This window comes from Actinoplanes sp. NPDC048791 (assembly GCF_040650095.1).
Lineage (GTDB): Bacteria > Actinomycetota > Actinomycetes > Mycobacteriales > Micromonosporaceae > Actinoplanes.
This window is the reverse complement of record NZ_JBEZGQ010000097.1, coordinates 1-15,329: the sequence shown is the minus strand read 5'-3', so window position 1 is coordinate 15,329 and position 15,329 is coordinate 1. Positions and strand designations below refer to the sequence as shown.

18 protein-coding genes and 1 pseudogene are annotated in these 15,329 nt (G+C 72.3%); 6 read left to right on the top strand and 13 right to left on the bottom strand.

Annotated features, from left to right (window positions below; all coding sequences use genetic code 11):
• Positions 1 to 272 (top strand): LPXTG cell wall anchor domain-containing protein (locus AB0C29_RS10525; RefSeq protein ID WP_360818147.1); only part of this gene is annotated, 272 nt, incomplete at its 5' end.
• Between the two features lie 286 nt (positions 273 to 558).
• Here AB0C29_RS10525 and AB0C29_RS10520 read toward each other — a convergent pair.
• From AB0C29_RS10520 to AB0C29_RS10510, 3 genes are read right to left on the bottom strand one after another with little or no spacing between them, the layout of a single operon-like run.
• A complete protein-coding gene (locus AB0C29_RS10520; protein WP_360818144.1) occupies positions 559 to 903 on the bottom strand; it encodes a DUF952 domain-containing protein in 345 nt (114 codons plus the stop codon).
• Positions 900 to 3,101, bottom strand: coding sequence for an ATP-dependent DNA helicase RecG (recG, locus tag AB0C29_RS10515; RefSeq protein WP_360818142.1), 2,202 nt, complete (start codon positions 3,099 to 3,101; stop codon positions 900 to 902). Before recG ends, AB0C29_RS10520 begins: the two co-directional genes overlap by 4 nt.
• Positions 3,098 to 4,936 (bottom strand): DAK2 domain-containing protein, encoded by a 1,839-nt coding sequence (locus AB0C29_RS10510; RefSeq protein WP_360818139.1) that lies wholly within the window; start codon positions 4,934 to 4,936, stop codon positions 3,098 to 3,100. The genes recG and AB0C29_RS10510 overlap by 4 nt, the downstream gene beginning before the upstream one ends.
• Before the next feature lie 168 nt (positions 4,937 to 5,104).
• Here AB0C29_RS10510 and rpmB point away from each other — a divergent pair, with 168 nt between their 5' ends.
• The gene (rpmB, locus tag AB0C29_RS10505) at positions 5,105 to 5,296 is read left to right on the top strand and encodes a 50S ribosomal protein L28 (protein WP_023561910.1); all 192 of its coding nucleotides are present in this window, start codon (positions 5,105 to 5,107) and stop codon (positions 5,294 to 5,296) included.
• A gap of 63 nt (positions 5,297 to 5,359) precedes the next feature.
• Here the strand turns inward: rpmB and AB0C29_RS10500 are convergent, their stop codons facing one another.
• Together AB0C29_RS10500 and AB0C29_RS10495 are read right to left on the bottom strand one after the other, a co-directional pair.
• On the bottom strand, positions 5,360 to 5,836 hold the full coding sequence (locus AB0C29_RS10500) for a GNAT family N-acetyltransferase (protein WP_360818136.1): 477 nt from the start codon (positions 5,834 to 5,836) through the stop codon (positions 5,360 to 5,362).
• Between the two features lie 21 nt (positions 5,837 to 5,857).
• Positions 5,858 to 6,796 carry a thiamine-phosphate kinase gene (locus tag AB0C29_RS10495; protein ID WP_360818133.1) on the bottom strand — a complete coding sequence of 313 codons (939 nt, stop codon included), beginning with the start codon at positions 6,794 to 6,796 and terminating at the stop codon, positions 5,858 to 5,860.
• A 110-nt stretch (positions 6,797 to 6,906) separates the two neighbouring features.
• Between AB0C29_RS10495 and AB0C29_RS10490 the strand changes: the two genes are divergently transcribed.
• On the top strand, positions 6,907 to 7,140 hold the full coding sequence (locus AB0C29_RS10490; RefSeq protein ID WP_125810437.1) for an Lrp/AsnC ligand binding domain-containing protein: 234 nt from the start codon (positions 6,907 to 6,909) through the stop codon (positions 7,138 to 7,140).
• Positions 7,141 to 7,142: 2 nt separating this feature from the next.
• On the top strand, positions 7,143 to 7,784 hold the full coding sequence (locus tag AB0C29_RS10485) for a DUF3515 family protein (protein ID WP_360818130.1): 642 nt from the start codon (positions 7,143 to 7,145) through the stop codon (positions 7,782 to 7,784).
• Positions 7,785 to 7,842: 58 nt separating this feature from the next.
• Here the strand turns inward: AB0C29_RS10485 and AB0C29_RS10480 are convergent, their stop codons facing one another.
• Positions 7,843 to 8,946: a D-alanine--D-alanine ligase family protein gene (locus AB0C29_RS10480; protein WP_360818127.1), complete on the bottom strand. Its 1,104-nt coding sequence runs from the start codon at positions 8,944 to 8,946 to the stop codon at positions 7,843 to 7,845.
• A 144-nt stretch (positions 8,947 to 9,090) separates the two neighbouring features.
• On the opposite strand from AB0C29_RS10480, the gene AB0C29_RS10475 reads away from it, so the two are divergent.
• Entirely contained in the window at positions 9,091 to 9,600 is a 510-nt protein-coding gene (locus AB0C29_RS10475) for a hypothetical protein (RefSeq protein WP_360550009.1), read from the top strand.
• A gap of 49 nt (positions 9,601 to 9,649) precedes the next feature.
• Here AB0C29_RS10475 and AB0C29_RS10470 read toward each other — a convergent pair whose 3' ends face one another.
• From AB0C29_RS10470 to AB0C29_RS10440, 7 genes are all read right to left on the bottom strand, one after another.
• Entirely contained in the window at positions 9,650 to 10,342 is a 693-nt protein-coding gene (locus tag AB0C29_RS10470) for a hypothetical protein (protein WP_360818124.1), read from the bottom strand.
• Positions 10,339 to 11,232: an ABC transporter ATP-binding protein gene (locus AB0C29_RS10465; RefSeq protein WP_360818121.1), complete on the bottom strand. Its 894-nt coding sequence runs from the start codon at positions 11,230 to 11,232 to the stop codon at positions 10,339 to 10,341. The genes AB0C29_RS10470 and AB0C29_RS10465 overlap by 4 nt, the downstream gene beginning before the upstream one ends.
• Positions 11,229 to 11,585 (bottom strand): GntR family transcriptional regulator, encoded by a 357-nt coding sequence (locus AB0C29_RS10460; RefSeq protein WP_360550015.1) that lies wholly within the window; start codon positions 11,583 to 11,585, stop codon positions 11,229 to 11,231. Before AB0C29_RS10460 ends, AB0C29_RS10465 begins: the two co-directional genes overlap by 4 nt.
• Positions 11,586 to 11,668: 83 nt before the next feature.
• Entirely contained in the window at positions 11,669 to 12,028 is a 360-nt protein-coding gene (locus tag AB0C29_RS10455; RefSeq protein WP_360818118.1) for a hypothetical protein, read from the bottom strand.
• A 5-nt stretch (positions 12,029 to 12,033) separates the two neighbouring features.
• Positions 12,034 to 13,137, bottom strand: coding sequence for a cystathionine gamma-lyase (locus tag AB0C29_RS10450; RefSeq protein WP_360818115.1), 1,104 nt, complete (start codon positions 13,135 to 13,137; stop codon positions 12,034 to 12,036).
• Positions 13,134 to 14,129: an NAD(P)H-dependent glycerol-3-phosphate dehydrogenase gene (locus AB0C29_RS10445; RefSeq protein WP_360818112.1), complete on the bottom strand. Its 996-nt coding sequence runs from the start codon at positions 14,127 to 14,129 to the stop codon at positions 13,134 to 13,136. The genes AB0C29_RS10450 and AB0C29_RS10445 overlap by 4 nt, the downstream gene beginning before the upstream one ends.
• On the bottom strand, positions 14,126 to 14,908 hold the full coding sequence (locus AB0C29_RS10440; protein WP_360818109.1) for a lysophospholipid acyltransferase family protein: 783 nt from the start codon (positions 14,906 to 14,908) through the stop codon (positions 14,126 to 14,128). Before AB0C29_RS10440 ends, AB0C29_RS10445 begins: the two co-directional genes overlap by 4 nt.
• A gap of 129 nt (positions 14,909 to 15,037) precedes the next feature.
• On the opposite strand from AB0C29_RS10440, the pseudogene AB0C29_RS10435 reads away from it, so the two are divergent.
• A pseudogene (locus AB0C29_RS10435) lies at positions 15,038 to 15,329 on the top strand (2-phospho-L-lactate guanylyltransferase); the annotation flags it as partial.

Below are 15,329 nucleotides of genomic sequence, written 5' to 3'. Positions count from 1 at the left end.
CGCCCCCGGGTGCCGGCGGCGGCGACGGCGGCAACCCAGGCGGTGGCGGGCCCGGTAACGGCGACGGCGGCGGGTCCGGTAACGGCGACGGCGGCGGGTCCGGTAACGGCGACGGATCCGGTAGTGGAGGCGGCGACGGCGAGGACAACGGTGGCCTCCCGGTGACCGGTGCGGCGGCCGGCACGATCGCCGCCGGCGCGGCAGTCCTGCTGATCGGCGGCGGAGTGCTCTTCGTGGTGGCCCGGCGTCGCCGCGTCACCTTCACTCCGTGAGCTGAGCTGCGACGCTAAAGGGCGCGCCGACCACCCGGTCGGCGCGCCCTTGCTGTGTTCGTCCTTACCCGGCCGCAACCGGGCCCAGAGGCCGGCGGGCCGCCGGAAAGGCCGGGCTGGTCCAGAGGTCCGCGAGCAGCCGGAAGGCGCCGGACGCGCCCATAGGCCCGCCGGCAAGCCAGGCGGGCCAAGGTCCGGGAGGTGTCAGGCAGGCTAAAAGCCGGCGGGCCGCCGGAAAGCCGGGCGCGCCAGAGGTCCACGAGCTCCCGGGAATATGCCGGGCAGGCTAAAAGCCCGCGGGCCGCCGAAAGGTGCCGTCCGCCTCGGGCAGGTACTCATGCACCCCGACAACAGCCGCAACCGGGATCGGCTCGTACACGTGCGGAAAGAGCATGCCCCCCGGATCCGGCGGATCACCCTGCTCCCAGACCACCGGCCGGCCCAGCCGGCTCTCGTCGATCTCCAGCAGCACGATGTCCTGCCGCCCCCGGGCCAGCGCCGTGGCCGGCACCGCCACCTGCTCCGGCGTGGAGCAGTGGATGAAGCCCTGGCTTTCCAGCGTGTCCGCCGCATACCTGCCGGCCGGCACCGCCGCTTCCCACTCTGCGCGGGGACAGAAGTGCAGGATCATCCCTTCTCCAAATACTCGGCGCGTTCCTCGTCCACCAGGGCTGCGACCGAGGCCAGCAGCGCCGGGTGTTTTGCCAGCGTGGGGTCTTCGGCCACGAGTTCCTGGGCCTCCGCCCGGGCGTCGGTGATCAGTTTGCTGTCCCGCAGCAGGGAAAGCAGCCGCAGGTGGCTGTGCTTGCCGGACTGCGACGCGCCCAGCACGTCGCCTTCGCGGCGTTGTTCCAGGTCCAGCTCCGCCAGGCGGAATCCGTCCGTTGTGGAGGCGACCGCGTCGAGGCGTTCGCGGGCCGGGGTGCCCTCCGCCGCTTCGGTCACCAGCAGGCAGATGCCCGGTGCCGAGCCTCGGCCGACCCGGCCGCGCAGCTGGTGCAGCTGGGAGACGCCGAAACGGTCGGCGTCCATGATGATCATGACCGTCGAGTTGGGCACGTCGACGCCCACCTCGATCACCGTGGTGGCGATCAGCACGTCCAGGTCACCGGCCGCGAACCGGCGCATGACCGCGTCCTTCTCCTCCGCCGGCAGTTTGCCGTGCAGGATGCCGAGGCGCAGCCCGTGCAGCGGACCTTCCTCGAGGATCGGCGCGACCTCCATCACAGCCAAGGGCGGCCTCCGGGCTGGTTCATTGTCGCTCGGCGGTTCCTCGTCCTCCTCGGCTTCCGACGAGCCGATCCGCGGGCACACCACGTACGCCTGGTGGCCGGCCTGGACCTCCTCGCGCACCCGCCGCCAGGCCCGGTCCAGGAACGCCGGACGCTCCGGCGGCACGACGTGCGACGCGATCGGGGAACGGCCGCGCGGCAACTGCGACAAAGTGGACGTTTCCAGGTCGCCGTACACGGTCATCGCGACCGTGCGCGGGATCGGTGTCGCCGTCATCACCAGGACGTGCGGCGGCTGCGCGGCCTTGGCGCGCAGCGCGTCGCGTTGCTCCACGCCGAAGCGGTGCTGCTCGTCCACGACCACCAGGCCCAGATCGTGGAAGTCGACCCCCTCGTACAGCAAGGCGTGCGTGCCCACCACGATGCCGGCGGTCCCGTCGGCGACCTTGGCCAGCGCGGCCCGCCGGGCCGCCGCGCCGAGCGAACCGGTGACCAGGGTGAGCTGCGTGCCGTTCGGATCACCGTCGAGCTCCCCGGCCCGGCCGAGCGCGCCCAGCTGCGCACTGATGCTGCGGTGATGCTGGGTGGCGAGCACCTCGGTCGGCGCGAGCAGCGCGGCCTGCCCGCCCGCGTCGACGATCTGCAGCATCGCCCGGACCGCCACCAGCGTCTTGCCGGAACCGACCTCACCCTGCAACAACCGGTGCATCGGATGCGCGCGGGCCAGATCCGCCGCGATCTCCTCGCCGACCCGGGCCTGCCCCTCGGTCAGCTCATAGGGCAACGCCGCGTCGAAAGCGGCGAGCAACCCGGCCTCGGTGCGCGGCCGGGACCTGCCGGGCGCGGCGGCGGCACGCGCCTTGCGCTGCACAAGCGTCAGCTGTACGGCGAAAGCCTCGTCCCACTTCAACCTGTACCGGGCCAGTTGCAGATCCTTGTCGGAGCTCGGCCGGTGGATCTCCCGCAGGGCCTTGCCGATCCCGATCAGGTTGCGGCTGGCCCGGACCGTACCCGGCAACGGATCATCCGGCGGCTGGAAGGTCTCCAGCACCTCCCGCACGTACCGGGCGATGGTCCACGTCGGCACGGCGGCCGCGGCGGGATAGACCGGGATCAGCGCCCCGGCGAACTCCTCGATCTCCTCGGCCGCCTCGTCCTGCGTCGCATCGGCCTTGAGCAGCTGGTACGCCGGCCCGTTGAGCTGGCGCTTGCCGCGGAAGTCGGTCACCTTGCCGGCGAACAGTCCCCACCGGCCGGTGCGCAACTCCCGTTCCCGCCACGCCTGATTGAAGAACGTGCAGGTCAGCGTGGCGCCGGAACCGTCCCCGATGGTGATCTCCAGCATGTTGCCGCGGCGCTGGCGCATCGGCCGTACCGTCGTGCTCTTGACCTGGGCCAGCAGGGTGACCTGCTCGCCGACCTCGAGCTTGCGCATGTCGGTGTGCTCACCCCGCTCGTCGTAACGACGCGGGAAGTGGTAGATCAGGTCACCGGCGGTGTGCAGGTCGAGGTGGGTGGCGAGCGCCTTGGCCTTGGCGGCCCCCAGCACCTTCTCCAGCGGGGTGTCGGTGGTGGTGACGGTCTTGGTGTCGGTCATTCCACTCCTACCAACAGGTGGTAGCGGGGCTGGCCGCCCGCGTAGCTGTTCAGCTCGACGAAGCGCCACTCGCTGGTGACGTGGGCCCGCAACCGCTCCTCGAGCTCGGGCGGGGCGTCCGCGCCGAGCACCAGGGTGACGAGCTCGCCGCCACCGCCGAGCAGCCGGTCGAGCAGGCGCAGGCAGACCTCTTCGAGGTCGGCCCCGATGACGTGCACCTCGCCGTCGACGAGCCCGAGCAGGTCGCCCGGATGACAGCGGCCGGCGACGGTGAGGGCTTCGCGGCTGGCGGTGCAGACCTCGCCGTACCGGCAGGCGCCGGCGGCCTCGGCCATCGCGATGACCTCGTCATCGAACGGCCGCCCCGGATCACGGACGGCGAGGGCGGCGAGGGCCTGCACCGGCGAGCGGGTGGGGACGACGCTTACCCGTACGCCGTCAGCGGCGGCTTCCTGCGCGGCGGAGCGAGCGACGGCGTGGGTGTTGGCGTCGTTGGGCAGGAGCACGATGTGGCCGGCACCGGTGGACGCGATGGCGGCGAGCATCTCGGCGGTGGAGGGATTGCGGCCGACGACGGTGGCACCCTCAGCGGCGAAGATGGCGGTGAGCCCGTCCCCGGCCGCGACGACGACTGTGGCCCGGGCGTCGGGATCGGGGCCCTGGGCTAACTCGACCTCGTGGTGTTCCGTCTCGGGCAGGCTGCCGGCCGGCCGGCTCGCGGCGAGTTGATCGTCGCCTTGGCGGTGGTGCTCGGGCTGGTCGCCCAGGGGGTGGGTGCTCTCGTGCCGGTGATCTTCGAGGCGGGTGACGGTGATGCGGTGGGGCCGGCCCGCGACGACGCCGGCTTCGATCGCGGCGCCCACGTCGGTGACCGCCACATGGACGTGGACGTTCCAGGTGGGCGGGTCACCGTCGCCGGTCCCGACGATCACCAGCGAGTCGCCCATCTCCCCCAGCGCCCCGCGCAGCGACTCGACGCTCTCGGGCGCCGCGTCCAGCAGGTATTGCACCTCATATCCGAAGTCCTCGTGGCCGCCGCCCGGTCTGACGGGGTCCCCGGGGCCGGCCGGGGCCACCAGGCCGAGGCCGGCTGTCGAGCCCGCAGGCTCGGGTGGAGAAGGCGACCCGGTCGTGAGTGGTCCTGAGGCGATCGGCGAGGCCGGATCGGCCTGAGCCGGGGAGGCCGAGGTATCCGGCAGGGTGCTGGTGTTGTTCAGGGCTTCGACGAGGGCTTCCAGGAGGAGGACCAGCCCGCGCCCCCCGGCGTCGACCACGCCGGCGCGGGCCAGGATCGGGAGTTGCTGGGGCGTGCGGGCCAGGGCTTCTGCCGCCGCGCGGGCGGCCGCCCGGGCCACCGCCACCAGATCGTCCGACGCGGTCTTGCGTGCTCCCTCGGCCGCCGCTGCCACCACCGACAGCACAGTGCCCTCGACCGGCTTGGCCACCGCCGCGTAGGCCGCCTCGCTCGCCGTGCGCAGTGCCCGGGTCAGCTCGCCGCCTCGCACAGCCACCGCCGTGGCGAAGGTGTCGGCCATGCCGCGCAGGATCTGCGACACGATCACGCCGGAGTTGCCCCGGGCGCCCAGCAGCGCGCCCCGGGCCATCAGGCGCATCGTGCCGCCCAGCGCGGTCGAACCCGCGGTGGGCTGCTGGTCGGGGGCGTCGTCCAGGGCCTGCTGGGCCGAGGTGAGAGTGAGCACGAGATTGGTGCCGGTGTCGCCGTCCGGCACCGGGTAGACGTTCAGCTCGTCGATCTCGTGCTGATGCGCCCGGAGCGCGGCCAGCCCACCACCGCACCAGCGGCGGACCGCGGCGGCGTCCAGGGAGTCCAGCACGCGAAAAGCGTACTAACCAGCACCGACAATTGCCGGGTGCCGGGCTTCACCGCGGGTACGGCCAGGGGCGATTGGCTGTCCCGGCCGACCATCGGGTAATCTGGCCAGGTTGCCCGGATGTCCGCTGTCCGGGGCACCCTCAGTTGCTTTCAATCCCAGGAGTACCCCGTGGCTAGCGTGTGCGACGTCTGTGGCAAGGGACCGGGCTTCGGCCACAACGTGTCCCACTCGCACCGGCGGACCAACCGCCGCTGGAACCCGAACATCCAGTCGGTGCGCACCCCTGCCGGTGGTGGCAACACCAAGAAGCTCAAGGTCTGCACCTCGTGCATCAAGGCCGGCAAGGTCGTCCGCGCCTGACCTCAGCAGTGCGACAGCCCGCCAGGTCCCTGTGACCCGGCGGGCTTTTCGCGTGATCGCAGGTCAGAGGATCCGGGCGAAGGAGAGCACGCCTTCCTCGCCGGCGTAGTAGCCGAAGTCCTCGATGCGCTCGTAGCCGCACTTCAGGTAGAGGGCGATAGCTTCCGGCTGCTTGTCGCCGGTTTCCAGGATCACTCGCTTGCAGCCTCGGTCGCGGGCTGATTCTTCGATCGCCGTCAGGACCCGGCGGGCCACGCCGCGTCCTCGGGCCGTCGGCACCGTGAACATCCGCTTGAGTTCCGCGTCGTCGCCGTGCGCCCGCCAGCCGGCACAGCCCAGCAGCACCTCGTCGGAGCCGGCCGCCGAGCCGGTGTAGGCGACCACGAACGCCCCGGTCGGCGGGGCGAAGTCCGTCGCTGCCACGGGCGTGTCGTCGCCCGTTCCGCCGTACCGCCGGCTCAGCTCGGCCATTGCCTCAGTTATCAGTCGCTGCACCGCGGGCTCGTCGAAGCGGGCCTCGCGGACCTTGATCTCGTCCACGCCGACCAACATTAACCACCGTCAGCGGAAGTGGTCCCAGCCCGTGCCGCCCTGCCACGGCCGGCGGTCGACCGTGACGCCGGTGCCTTCGTGCACGCTGCCGACCGCGCGCCAGCCCGGCGGCAACTGCGTCCCGGCCGGGAAGGTCGCCGCCAGGGCGTGGTCGTCGCCGCCGGCGAGCAACCACACGTACGGGTCCACGCCGAGCGCCGAGGCCGCGTCGCGCATCTGGTCGGGCACTTCGAAGGCCGCCCGGTCGATGTCGATGCCGACCACGCTCGCCGCCGCCACGTGACCGAGGTCCTGCAGCAGCCCGTCCGAGATGTCGATCATCGAAGTGGCTCCCAGCCGGGCCGCGGTCGGACCGGCGGCGTATTCGACCTCGGGGCGCCGGTACGCCTCGACCAGCAGTTTCGGTGTGCGGAAGCCGCGGGAGAGCACGGTGTAGCCGGCCGCCGCGTGCCCGGTGCGACCGGCGAGCGCGACCACGTCCCCCGGCTGGGCTCCGCTTCTGAGAACCGGCTCGCGGCCTTCCAGGTCGCCCAGCGCGGTGACGGCAATGGTCAGGGTGGGGCTGGACGACATGTCGCCGCCGACCACCGCCGCGCCGACCCGGGCCGCCTCGGTGGAGAGGCCACCGGCCAGTTCCTCGGCCCATTCCACCGGCAGGTCCGTCGGCACGCAGAGGGCCACCAGCAGGGCAGTCGGGGTCGCGCCCATGGCCGCGATGTCGGCCAGGTTCGCCGCTGCCGCGCGGTGCCCGACGTCCGCCGCGCTGGACCAGTCGCGGCGGAAATGCCGGCCTTCGACCAGGACGTCAGTGCTGGCCACGACCCGCCTGTCCGGGGCCGCGACGACCGCGGCGTCGTCGCCCGGACCGAGCAGACTCGCGGCGCCGGTCTCGAGCCGCGCGACGATCCGGGTGATGAGCCCGAACTCCCCCGTCTCCGCGATGCTCAACGTCCCACCGTTCCTCTCGAGTTCGGTCTGCCCCGCAAGTGCGCTGCCGACCGGTTTCGTACTGTAGTTTCACGTTCGGGTCGCCGGCGGCGGCGGATAGGAGTCTGATCGTGGTCCAGGCGTACATCCTCATCCAGACGGAGGTCGGAAAGGCCCGTGACGTGGCCGCCGCGATCGACAAAATCAATGGAGTGGTACGTGTCGACGCGGTCACGGGGCCCTACGACGTCGTGGTACTGGGCGAGGCGCACAGTGTCGACGAGCTCGGCCGGATGATTGTGAGCAAAATCCAGTACGTGCCGGGCATCACCCGGACCGTGACGTGCTCCGTGGTAAATCTCTGACCATGGTCGACGTGCGCACCCGCCCCGAATCCCAGCCCCCCGCACCGGACCGGACGATGCGGAGCGCCGCCCTGTGGGCGACCGTGATCGCCGTACCGGTCGCGGTGCTGGCCGGCCTGCTGATCTTCACCAAGATCGTCCCGGATACCGGCAGCGCGGCGCCCAGCCCGTCGGCCACCCAGCCGGCGGTCGTCCCGGCGACCCCGGTGCAGATGGCGGCGCCCAAGCTGGCCGCCCGCCCGGCCGAGGTCTGCCTCGCGGTGACGTCACAGTTGCCCGTCAAGGTGCGCGACCTGGCCGCCCGCAAGGTCAGCGCCGGCCCGGAGCAGAACGCCGCCTACGGCGAGCCGCCGCTGACGGTGGCCTGCGGGGTGGCCCAGCCGAAGATGTGCGCGTCGCTGGACGACACCGGCACGGGCTGTGTGCCGCTCGACACCGAACTGCTCAACATGAACAAGGTCTGCTGGTACGCCTCCCAGCAGGGCGACGCGGCCGTCTTCACGACCATGGACCGTGAGGTGCCGGTCCAGGTCACGGTCCCAAAGCAGTACGCGCAGCCGGCCCAGTGGGCCAACGAGTTCTCCGACATCGTGGTGAAGACCGACAAGTCGATCACCGCCGGCGTCCCCAGCGGCTGCGTTTAGCACTCGGCCGCGGAGCCCGCGCCGAGGGAAGTCGAGCGCCGAGGAAACACGCGGACGCTCAGTGCAGGCCGGTGCCGCGGCGTAGCGCGGTGCGGATCAGGCGGTCGACGACCTTGGGGTATTCCAGGCCGGTGGCCGCCCACATCAGCGGGAACATCGACGTCGGGGTGAAGCCCGGCATCGTGTTGATCTCGTTGAGGAAGATCTCGTTGTCGGCGGTCACGAAGAAGTCGACCCGGCCCAGGCCGGCGCAGTCGAGCGCGGTGAAGGTGCGGCAGGCGTACTCCTGGACCTGGCGGGCGACCTCCGGCTCCAGGCCCGCGGGGATCTGGTACGGCGTGCCGTCGCCCAGATACTTGGCGTCGAAGTCGTAGAAGTCCCCGCCCTCGGTGGAGACCAGGATCTCGGCCAGCAGCGACGCCTCGGGCACCCCGCCGGCCTCACCTTCCAGCACGCCGCACTCGATCTCGCGGCCCACGATCCCGGCCTCGACAAGCACCTTGGGGTCGATCTGACGGGCCTTGGCGACGGCCGCGTCCAGCTGCGCCCAGTCGGTGACCTTGCTGATGCCGTGCGACGAGCCGGCCCGTGACGGCTTGACGAAGACCGGCAGGCCCAGGCGTTCCTTGTCGGCCTCGGACAGCGAGCTGCCGGCGCGCAGGACCGCGTACGGCCCGACCGGGATGCCCTCGGCGGCGGCGAGCTTCTTGGTGAACTCCTTGTCCATGCCGGCCGCGGAGGCGAAGACGTTGGCGCCCACGTACGGGATGCCGGCCATCTCGAGCATGCCCTGGATGGTGCCGTCCTCGCCGTACGCGCCGTGCAGGGCCGGGAAGACGACGTCGACGTTGGCGAGCACGGCCACGCCGTCCGCCGGGTCGAGCACCATCAGGCCGGACGAGGTCGGGTCGGCCGGCAGCACCACGGCCCGGCCCGAGTCGGCGGTGATCTCCGGCAGGGTCTGGCCGCTGATGGCCAGCGCCGCCGGGTCGCCGCTGCTGAGCACCCAGGCGCCCGCGCGGGTGATCCCGACCGGGACGACCTCGTACTCGTCGGGGTCCAGGGCGCCGAGGATGCTGCCCGCGCTGACGCAGGAGATGGCGTGCTCGGTGCTGCGCCCGCCGAACACGATCGCCACGCGGGTTTTGCGAGGGGTCGTCATGGAAATGGCCTCTCGTTGCCGGACATAGCTAGGCTGCCTGCGCGCGGGAGGGTGGCGGCGGGCACGCCGGGGGTGACCCTACTCTGCGTACACCACTTTCTGATGACGGCGGGCGCTGGCACGGCAGACGGGGACGGGGAGTCGATGAGACCAGCACTGCACGTGATCGCCTGGCACGGCCCGGGGCGGTTGGCGACGATGGCGCATCCGCGCGGCGGCGACTGGCTGGCCGACGAGATGGCCGGCCTGGCCCGGGCCGGCGTCGATGTCTTCGTCTCCGCGTTGACCTGGGAGGAGGACCGCCGGCTGGGCCTGACCGAGGCAGCCGCGGCCGCCGCCGCGGTGGGCATCGACTTCCTCTCCTTTCCGATCGCGGACCGGGGTATCCCCCGCGCGCGGGACATGGCCGACAGTGACGTGGTGGCTCTCGGCGTCCGGCTGGCCGCGCACGTGCGGGCCGGCCGTTTCGTGGTGACGCAGTGTTTCGCCGGCATCGGCCGCTCGACGCTGCTGGCCTGCGCGACGCTGGTGATGCTGGGTGTCGGCCCGGAGCGGGCGCTGGAGATGGTGGCGCAGGCCCGGGGTCTGCCGGTGCCCGACACCGAGGCCCAGCGCGACTGGCTCTACGAGTTCGCGCTGAACCACGGCGGTTGAGCGGACGGCCGCGCCCCCGTGACCGGCCGGCCGCTCGTCCGGGGCCCGGTCAGCCGGCGGGCCGGATGGTGACGTCGCGCAGCACCCGCTGGTAGAGCAGGACGCCGAGGGCCGTGACGGCCAGGCTGATGAGCACCGCCGCCGCGTACGGCACGAACCGCACGGCGAAGCCGAGGCTCGCGTCGAGGCCGAACAAGGTCTCAGCCGCGGCCAGCGGGAGCACCGCTGCCGGCAGCAGGGCCAGTCCGCCCCAGGCACCGAAGCGGTAGAAGCCCGCGGTGACCGCGGCTCCGGCGACCAGGAAGGCCAGCGCGGACGGCAGGATCTGGCCGAACTCGCGCAGCGCCGCCCCGGGCGTCATCGTCGGATAGCCCGCGGGCAGCGGCCCGTCGAGGCCCAGCAGCAGTTGCTCGACGCCGTGCCCGGCCACCACGGCGAGGGCGAAGACCACCGTGGCCGACAGCCCGAAGATCGCCGCACCGGCCAGGAACTCGCGCCGGGTGATGCCGTTGGCGACGAACTGCCGCAGGTTGAGGCTGACCAGCGTGGCGCCGACGACGCCGAGCCAGTATTTCGCGGCCGAGCCGGCCATCAGCAGCCAGAGGCTGAACGTCGGCTCGCCGTACAGGGCGATCGCCGTCATCCCGACCACCGCGCAGACGGTCATCGTGGTCCAGAACCACAGCACGACGGGACGGTAGATGCTGAGCAGGGTCGCGGCCACGAGCCGGCTGGTGGTCATCGCAGGGCCTCCGTTCGGTGGGTGCCGTAGGCGGCGCCCGAGGTCAGGTGGACAAAGAGGTCCTGGACCCCGACCGGGGCCAGGGACAACCCCTCCGCGCCGGCCCGCTCGACGTCGCGGGGGTCGAGCTCGCCGTACAGGGTGGCCTGCCGGACGCCGCCCAGGCTCCGCTCGCTGAGCACCGTGCGCCCGGCGACGAACGCGTCGACCGCCGCGGCCGGGCCGGTGACGGCGACGCCGCGGGCCTTGAAGGTGTCGGTGTCCTCGTGCACGAGCAGCCGGCCCCGGTCGATGACGATCACCTGCTCGAACAGGTCGGCGACCTCCTCGATGAGGTGGGTGGACAGGATGATCGTGCGGGGGTGGGCGAGGTAGTCGGCGAGCAGCTCGCGGTAGAAGGCCGTCCGGGCGGCGGCGTCCATGCCCAGGTAGACCTCGTCGAGGATGGTCAGCGGGGCGCGGGCGGCCAGGCCGAGCACGACGCCGAGGCTCGAACGCTGCCCCCGCGACAGTGCCGAGACGCGCTTGCGCCGGTCGAGCTCGAAGACGTCGGTCAGGTGCTCGGCGTACCCGGCGTCCCAGGTCGGGCGCAGCCGGCCGGCGAAGTCGAGGACGCGGTCGACCCGGTCCTGCGTGGTGACGTCCAGCTGGTCGCGGATGAACGCGGTGCCGCGCATGAGGGCCGGGTTCTCGAAGGGGTCGACCCCGTCCACGGTGACCGTGCCGGCCGAGGCCCGCCGGTACGACGCGAGCACGCTGAGCAGGCTGGTCTTGCCCGAACCGTTGCGCCCGAGCAGCCCGTAGATCTTGTCCGGGGCCAGGTCGAGGGTGATGCCGTCGACGGCGACCGTGGCGCCGTAGCGGACGGTGAGCTCGCGCAGGGAGATCATCGCGGGCCCTCCTTGAGGTAGGCCACGATCTCGTCGACGTCGACGCCGAGCATCCTGGCCTCGGCGAGCATCGGGTCGACGACGTCGGTGAAGAACCGCTCGCGGCGCTGACCGCGGAGCCGGGCCCGGGCGTCCGGGCTGACGAACATGCCGATGCCGCGCTTCTTGTAGAGGACGCCCTCGTCGACCAGCTGGGCGAAGCCCTTGGCCGCCGTGGCCGGGTTGATCTGGTAGAACGCCGCGTACTGGTTGGTGGACATGACCTGTTCGTCCTCCTTGAGGGTCCCGCTCAGGACGTCGTCCTTGATGCCGTTGGCGATCTGCTGATAGATGGGGCTGCGGTCGTCGAACACGACAGCCTCCCTACTTCTGCGGTTCATTACTCATGTAACGAACCATAGAGCCGGAACGGCCAGGACGCAACGTCGGATCGGCGTCAGGCCGTGGTGAAGGTCTGCGGCAACGCCCCGGCGTCCCACAGCTCGTCCAGGTGCGCGAGGAAGCCGACCAGGCTGCGCTCCAGCTCACGCCGCTCGGCGGGCGACAGCGTGGCCAGCGGGTCGGAGAAGACCAGGCCCTCCGGGTGCTTCGCCCGGGTGCCGACGAACTTGCGGCAGGCGGTGCACCAGACGTAGCTGACCAGGGTCGGGCGCCGGGCGTTCTCGGGCGCGTTCACGTACGCCCGGACGCTGCGCCGGCCACAGGCCGGACACTCCCGCTCACCCGGCTGGGCGAACAAGCTCTCGCCCTGCGCCAGCGCCGCCACCTGATCGCCGGTGAAGCTGCTCCACGACATGGGACTCAGGCGGCGTCGAGCGCGGCCGTCAGATCCCTGACGAGATCCGGCGCGTCCTCGATGCCGCAGGAGAGCCGGACGAAGCCGGGCGCGGTGTCGTCGCCCCACTGCGCCCGCCGGTCGGCGGTCGTGTGCAGGCCACCGAACGAGGTGGCCGCGAAGACCAGCTCGGAGGCGGCCAGGAACCGCGCCACCCGCTCGGCACTGCCGAGATCGAACGAGATGATGCCCGGGATGCGGCGCATCTGCGCCTGGGCGATCTCGTACGACGGGTCGCCGGCGAGCCCCGGGAAACGCACCTCCCGCACGTCGTCGCGGCCGGCCAGGAACTCGGCCAGCACCACGGCGTTCTCGCTCTGCCGGGCCAGCCGCAGGTCCAGGGTGGCCAGCGACCGGTGGGCCAGCCAGGCGTCGAACGCGCCCGGCACCGCGCCGGTCTGCGCCCGCCAGACGGTCACCTTGGCCAGCAGTTCCTCGTCGTTGGTGGCCAGGTAGCCCAGCAGCACGTCGGAGTGCCCGGTCAGGGCCTTCGTGCCGGACGCGACCACCAGGTCGGCGCCGAGCTCCAGGGGGCGCTGGCCGAGCGGCGTCGACGTGGTGTTGTCCACCGCCACGAGCGCGCCCGCGGCGTGCGCGGCGGCGGCGACCGTACGGATGTCACAGACGTCCAGACCGGGATTGGCCGGCGTCTCCAGCAGCACCAGCCGGACGCCCTCGAACGACGGGTACGGCCCCGCGGTCGGCACCTGGACCGTCTTGACGCCGAGGTCACGCTGGGTGCCCTCGGCGAACGCCCGCACGGTGAAGTAGCCGTCCGAGGGCAGGGCCACCGTGTCGCCGCTGCGCAGGGTCGAGAGCAGCAGCGCGGTGATCGCCGCCTGCCCGCTCGCGAAGGCCAGCACGGCGCCACCCTCGAGCTCGCCGATCGCGCCCTCGAGCGCCCGGCGGGTCGGGTTGTCCGGGCGCCCGTACCCGTTGGTGCCGGGACCCTCGACCGGGTCCAGGTGGTACGGCGCCGCGAACACCGGGCCCGGCAGGAAAGGCTGTCCCGGCACCGGCTCGGGCAGCCCGGCGTGCACGACCCGGGTGCCGTCTCCCTCGAAGCTCATTCCGGCTTCATCTCCCGTCCCATGAGCAGCTTGACGGCCACCCGCGGGTCCACGCCCTCGTGGCACACCCGCTCGACCTGCTCGGTGATCGGCATCTCGACGTGGTGGGCGCGGGCCAGGTCCCGGATGGCCAGGCAGCTCTTGACCCCCTCGGCGGTCTGCCGGGCGGCCCGCTGGGCCTCCTCCAGCGACTCGCCCCGGCCCAGGTGCTCACCGAAGGTGCGGTTGCGCGACAGCGGCGACGAGCAGGTGGCGACCAGGTCACCGAGCCCGGCCAGCCCGGCGAAGGTCATCGGGTCGGCGCCGAGCGCCACCCCGAGCCGGGCCGTCTCGGCCAGCCCGCGGGTGATCAGCGAGGCCTTGGTGTTGTCACCCATGCCCATGGCGGAGGCCATCCCGTACGCGAGCGCGATGACGTTCTTCACCGCCCCGCCCAGCTCGCACCCGATCACGTCGTCACTCGTGTACGGCCGCAGGTACGGCAGCGCGATGGCCTGCTGCACGAGCTGCGCGCGAGCGGGGTCCGTCCCGGCCACCACGGTCGCGGCCGGTTGCTCGGCGGCAATCTCGGGGGCCAGGTTGGGCCCGGAGACCACCACCACCCGGTCCATGTCGACCCGGGCGGTCTCGACGATGACCTGGCTCATCCGCTTGGTCGTGCCGAGCTCGATGCCCTTCATCAGCGAGACCAGCGTCGAGTCGGCCGGCAGGTGACCGGCCCAGTCGGCGAGGTTGCCGCGCAGCGTCTGGGACGGGACCGCCAGGAAGACCAGGCCGGCACCGGAGAGTGCGGCGGCGAGGTCGCTGGTGGCGGTGACCCGCTCGGGCAGCTTGACGCCGGGCAGGGAGGACTCGTTGACCCGGTCCGCCCGGATGGCCGCGGCCACCGACTCGCGGCGGGCCCACATGGTCACCTCCGACCCCGCCTCGGCGAGGATCTTCGCGAACGCCGTACCCCAGGCGCCCGCGCCCAGCACCGCCGCTCGCCTCATGCTCCACCGCCCCGCATGTCGTCCTGCCCCTCGCTCTGCCTGCCCTGCTCGCCCGCGTCGTCGGCGCCGGGCCGCCAGGCCCGCCGCGACACCTCGTAGAGCGGGGGTGGTGCTTCGTCGCGCAGCTCGGCCAGCAGGTTCCGGGTGGCCAGCTGGATCGCCTCGGTCATCTGCTCCAGCACCGCCCGGGTGGGCGCCTCGCCCTGCCAGCGGCTCAGGTCCACCGGCTTGCCGACGGTCACCTGCACCGGCACCCGCCGGCCCACCCGGATCCGGCCGGACCGCACGTCGTGCACCGCCTGGGCGCCCCACGTCGCCATCGGCACCACCGGGGCGCCGGTGACCAGCGCCAGCCGGGCCGCGCCGGTCTTGCCCCGCATCGGCCACAGGTCCGGCTCGCGGGTGGTCGTGCCCTCGGGATAGATCACCACGACACCGCCCTCGTGCAGGGCCTCGATGAGCGAGTCGAGGGATTTCACCGCCTCCACACTGCCGCGTTCGACCGGGATCTGCTGGGTCTTGCGCAGCATGAAGCCGACGAACGGGACCCGCCAGATGCTGGCCTTGGCCAGGAACCGGGGCCACCGTCCCGACTCGTAGATGTAGTGCGCGACCACCAGCGGGTCGAACTGCGACATGTGGTTGGGCGTGATGATGAAGCCGCCACCGGGCGGCAGGTTCTCCATGCCGGTCCAGGTGCGCTTCGTCCAGAGGCTCATCGCGGGCAGCACGAGCAGGACCGCCAACCGTCGCCAGAATCCGAGCTTGCGCCCCGCCACGGTGCCTCCCTGCTCCCCGCGGCGGGCCCCCGCGCCGCCGTCGCCCACACCTGGGACGAAATCATGCCTGCTCCTGCTCGTCGTAGCCAGGCCGGGGGCCAGCGGTGGGACGGTGGCAGGATTGGCGGCGTGTCAGGAGCGGACTGGACGGTGGTCATCCCCGTCAAGAGCCTCAGCGCGGCCAAGAGCCGGCTGCGCGGCGCTGTTCCCGATTCCCGGCACGAGGAGCTGGCCCTCGCGATGGTCCGGGACACGGTCGCCGCGGTCTGGGCGTGCGCGGCGGTGGGCGACGTGCTGGTCGTCACCGACGACCCGGCCGCGGTCGCCGCGGTGACGGCCCTGGGCGCCCGGGCGGTGCCGGACCCACCCGCGACCGGCCTGAACGCGGCCATGCGGTTCGGCGCCGACGCGGTGGCCGGCC

Excerpts from the sequence above, each read along its gene's own strand:
- AB0C29_RS10520 (WP_360818144.1), bottom strand. The coding sequence starts at position 903 with ATGATCCTGCACTTCTGTCCCCGCGCAGAGTGGGAAGCGGCGGTGCCG.
- recG (WP_360818142.1), bottom strand. The coding sequence starts at position 3,101 with ATGACCGACACCAAGACCGTCACCACCACCGACACCCCGCTGGAGAAG.
- AB0C29_RS10485 (WP_360818130.1), top strand. The coding sequence starts at position 7,143 with ATGGTCGACGTGCGCACCCGCCCCGAATCCCAGCCCCCCGCACCGGAC.
- AB0C29_RS10480 (WP_360818127.1), bottom strand. The coding sequence starts at position 8,946 with ATGACGACCCCTCGCAAAACCCGCGTGGCGATCGTGTTCGGCGGGCGC.
- AB0C29_RS10475 (WP_360550009.1), top strand. The coding sequence starts at position 9,091 with ATGAGACCAGCACTGCACGTGATCGCCTGGCACGGCCCGGGGCGGTTG.
- AB0C29_RS10470 (WP_360818124.1), bottom strand. The coding sequence starts at position 10,342 with ATGACCACCAGCCGGCTCGTGGCCGCGACCCTGCTCAGCATCTACCGT.
- AB0C29_RS10465 (WP_360818121.1), bottom strand. The coding sequence starts at position 11,232 with ATGATCTCCCTGCGCGAGCTCACCGTCCGCTACGGCGCCACGGTCGCC.
- AB0C29_RS10455 (WP_360818118.1), bottom strand. The coding sequence starts at position 12,028 with ATGTCGTGGAGCAGCTTCACCGGCGATCAGGTGGCGGCGCTGGCGCAG.
- AB0C29_RS10450 (WP_360818115.1), bottom strand. The coding sequence starts at position 13,137 with ATGAGCTTCGAGGGAGACGGCACCCGGGTCGTGCACGCCGGGCTGCCC.
- AB0C29_RS10445 (WP_360818112.1), bottom strand. The coding sequence starts at position 14,129 with ATGAGGCGAGCGGCGGTGCTGGGCGCGGGCGCCTGGGGTACGGCGTTC.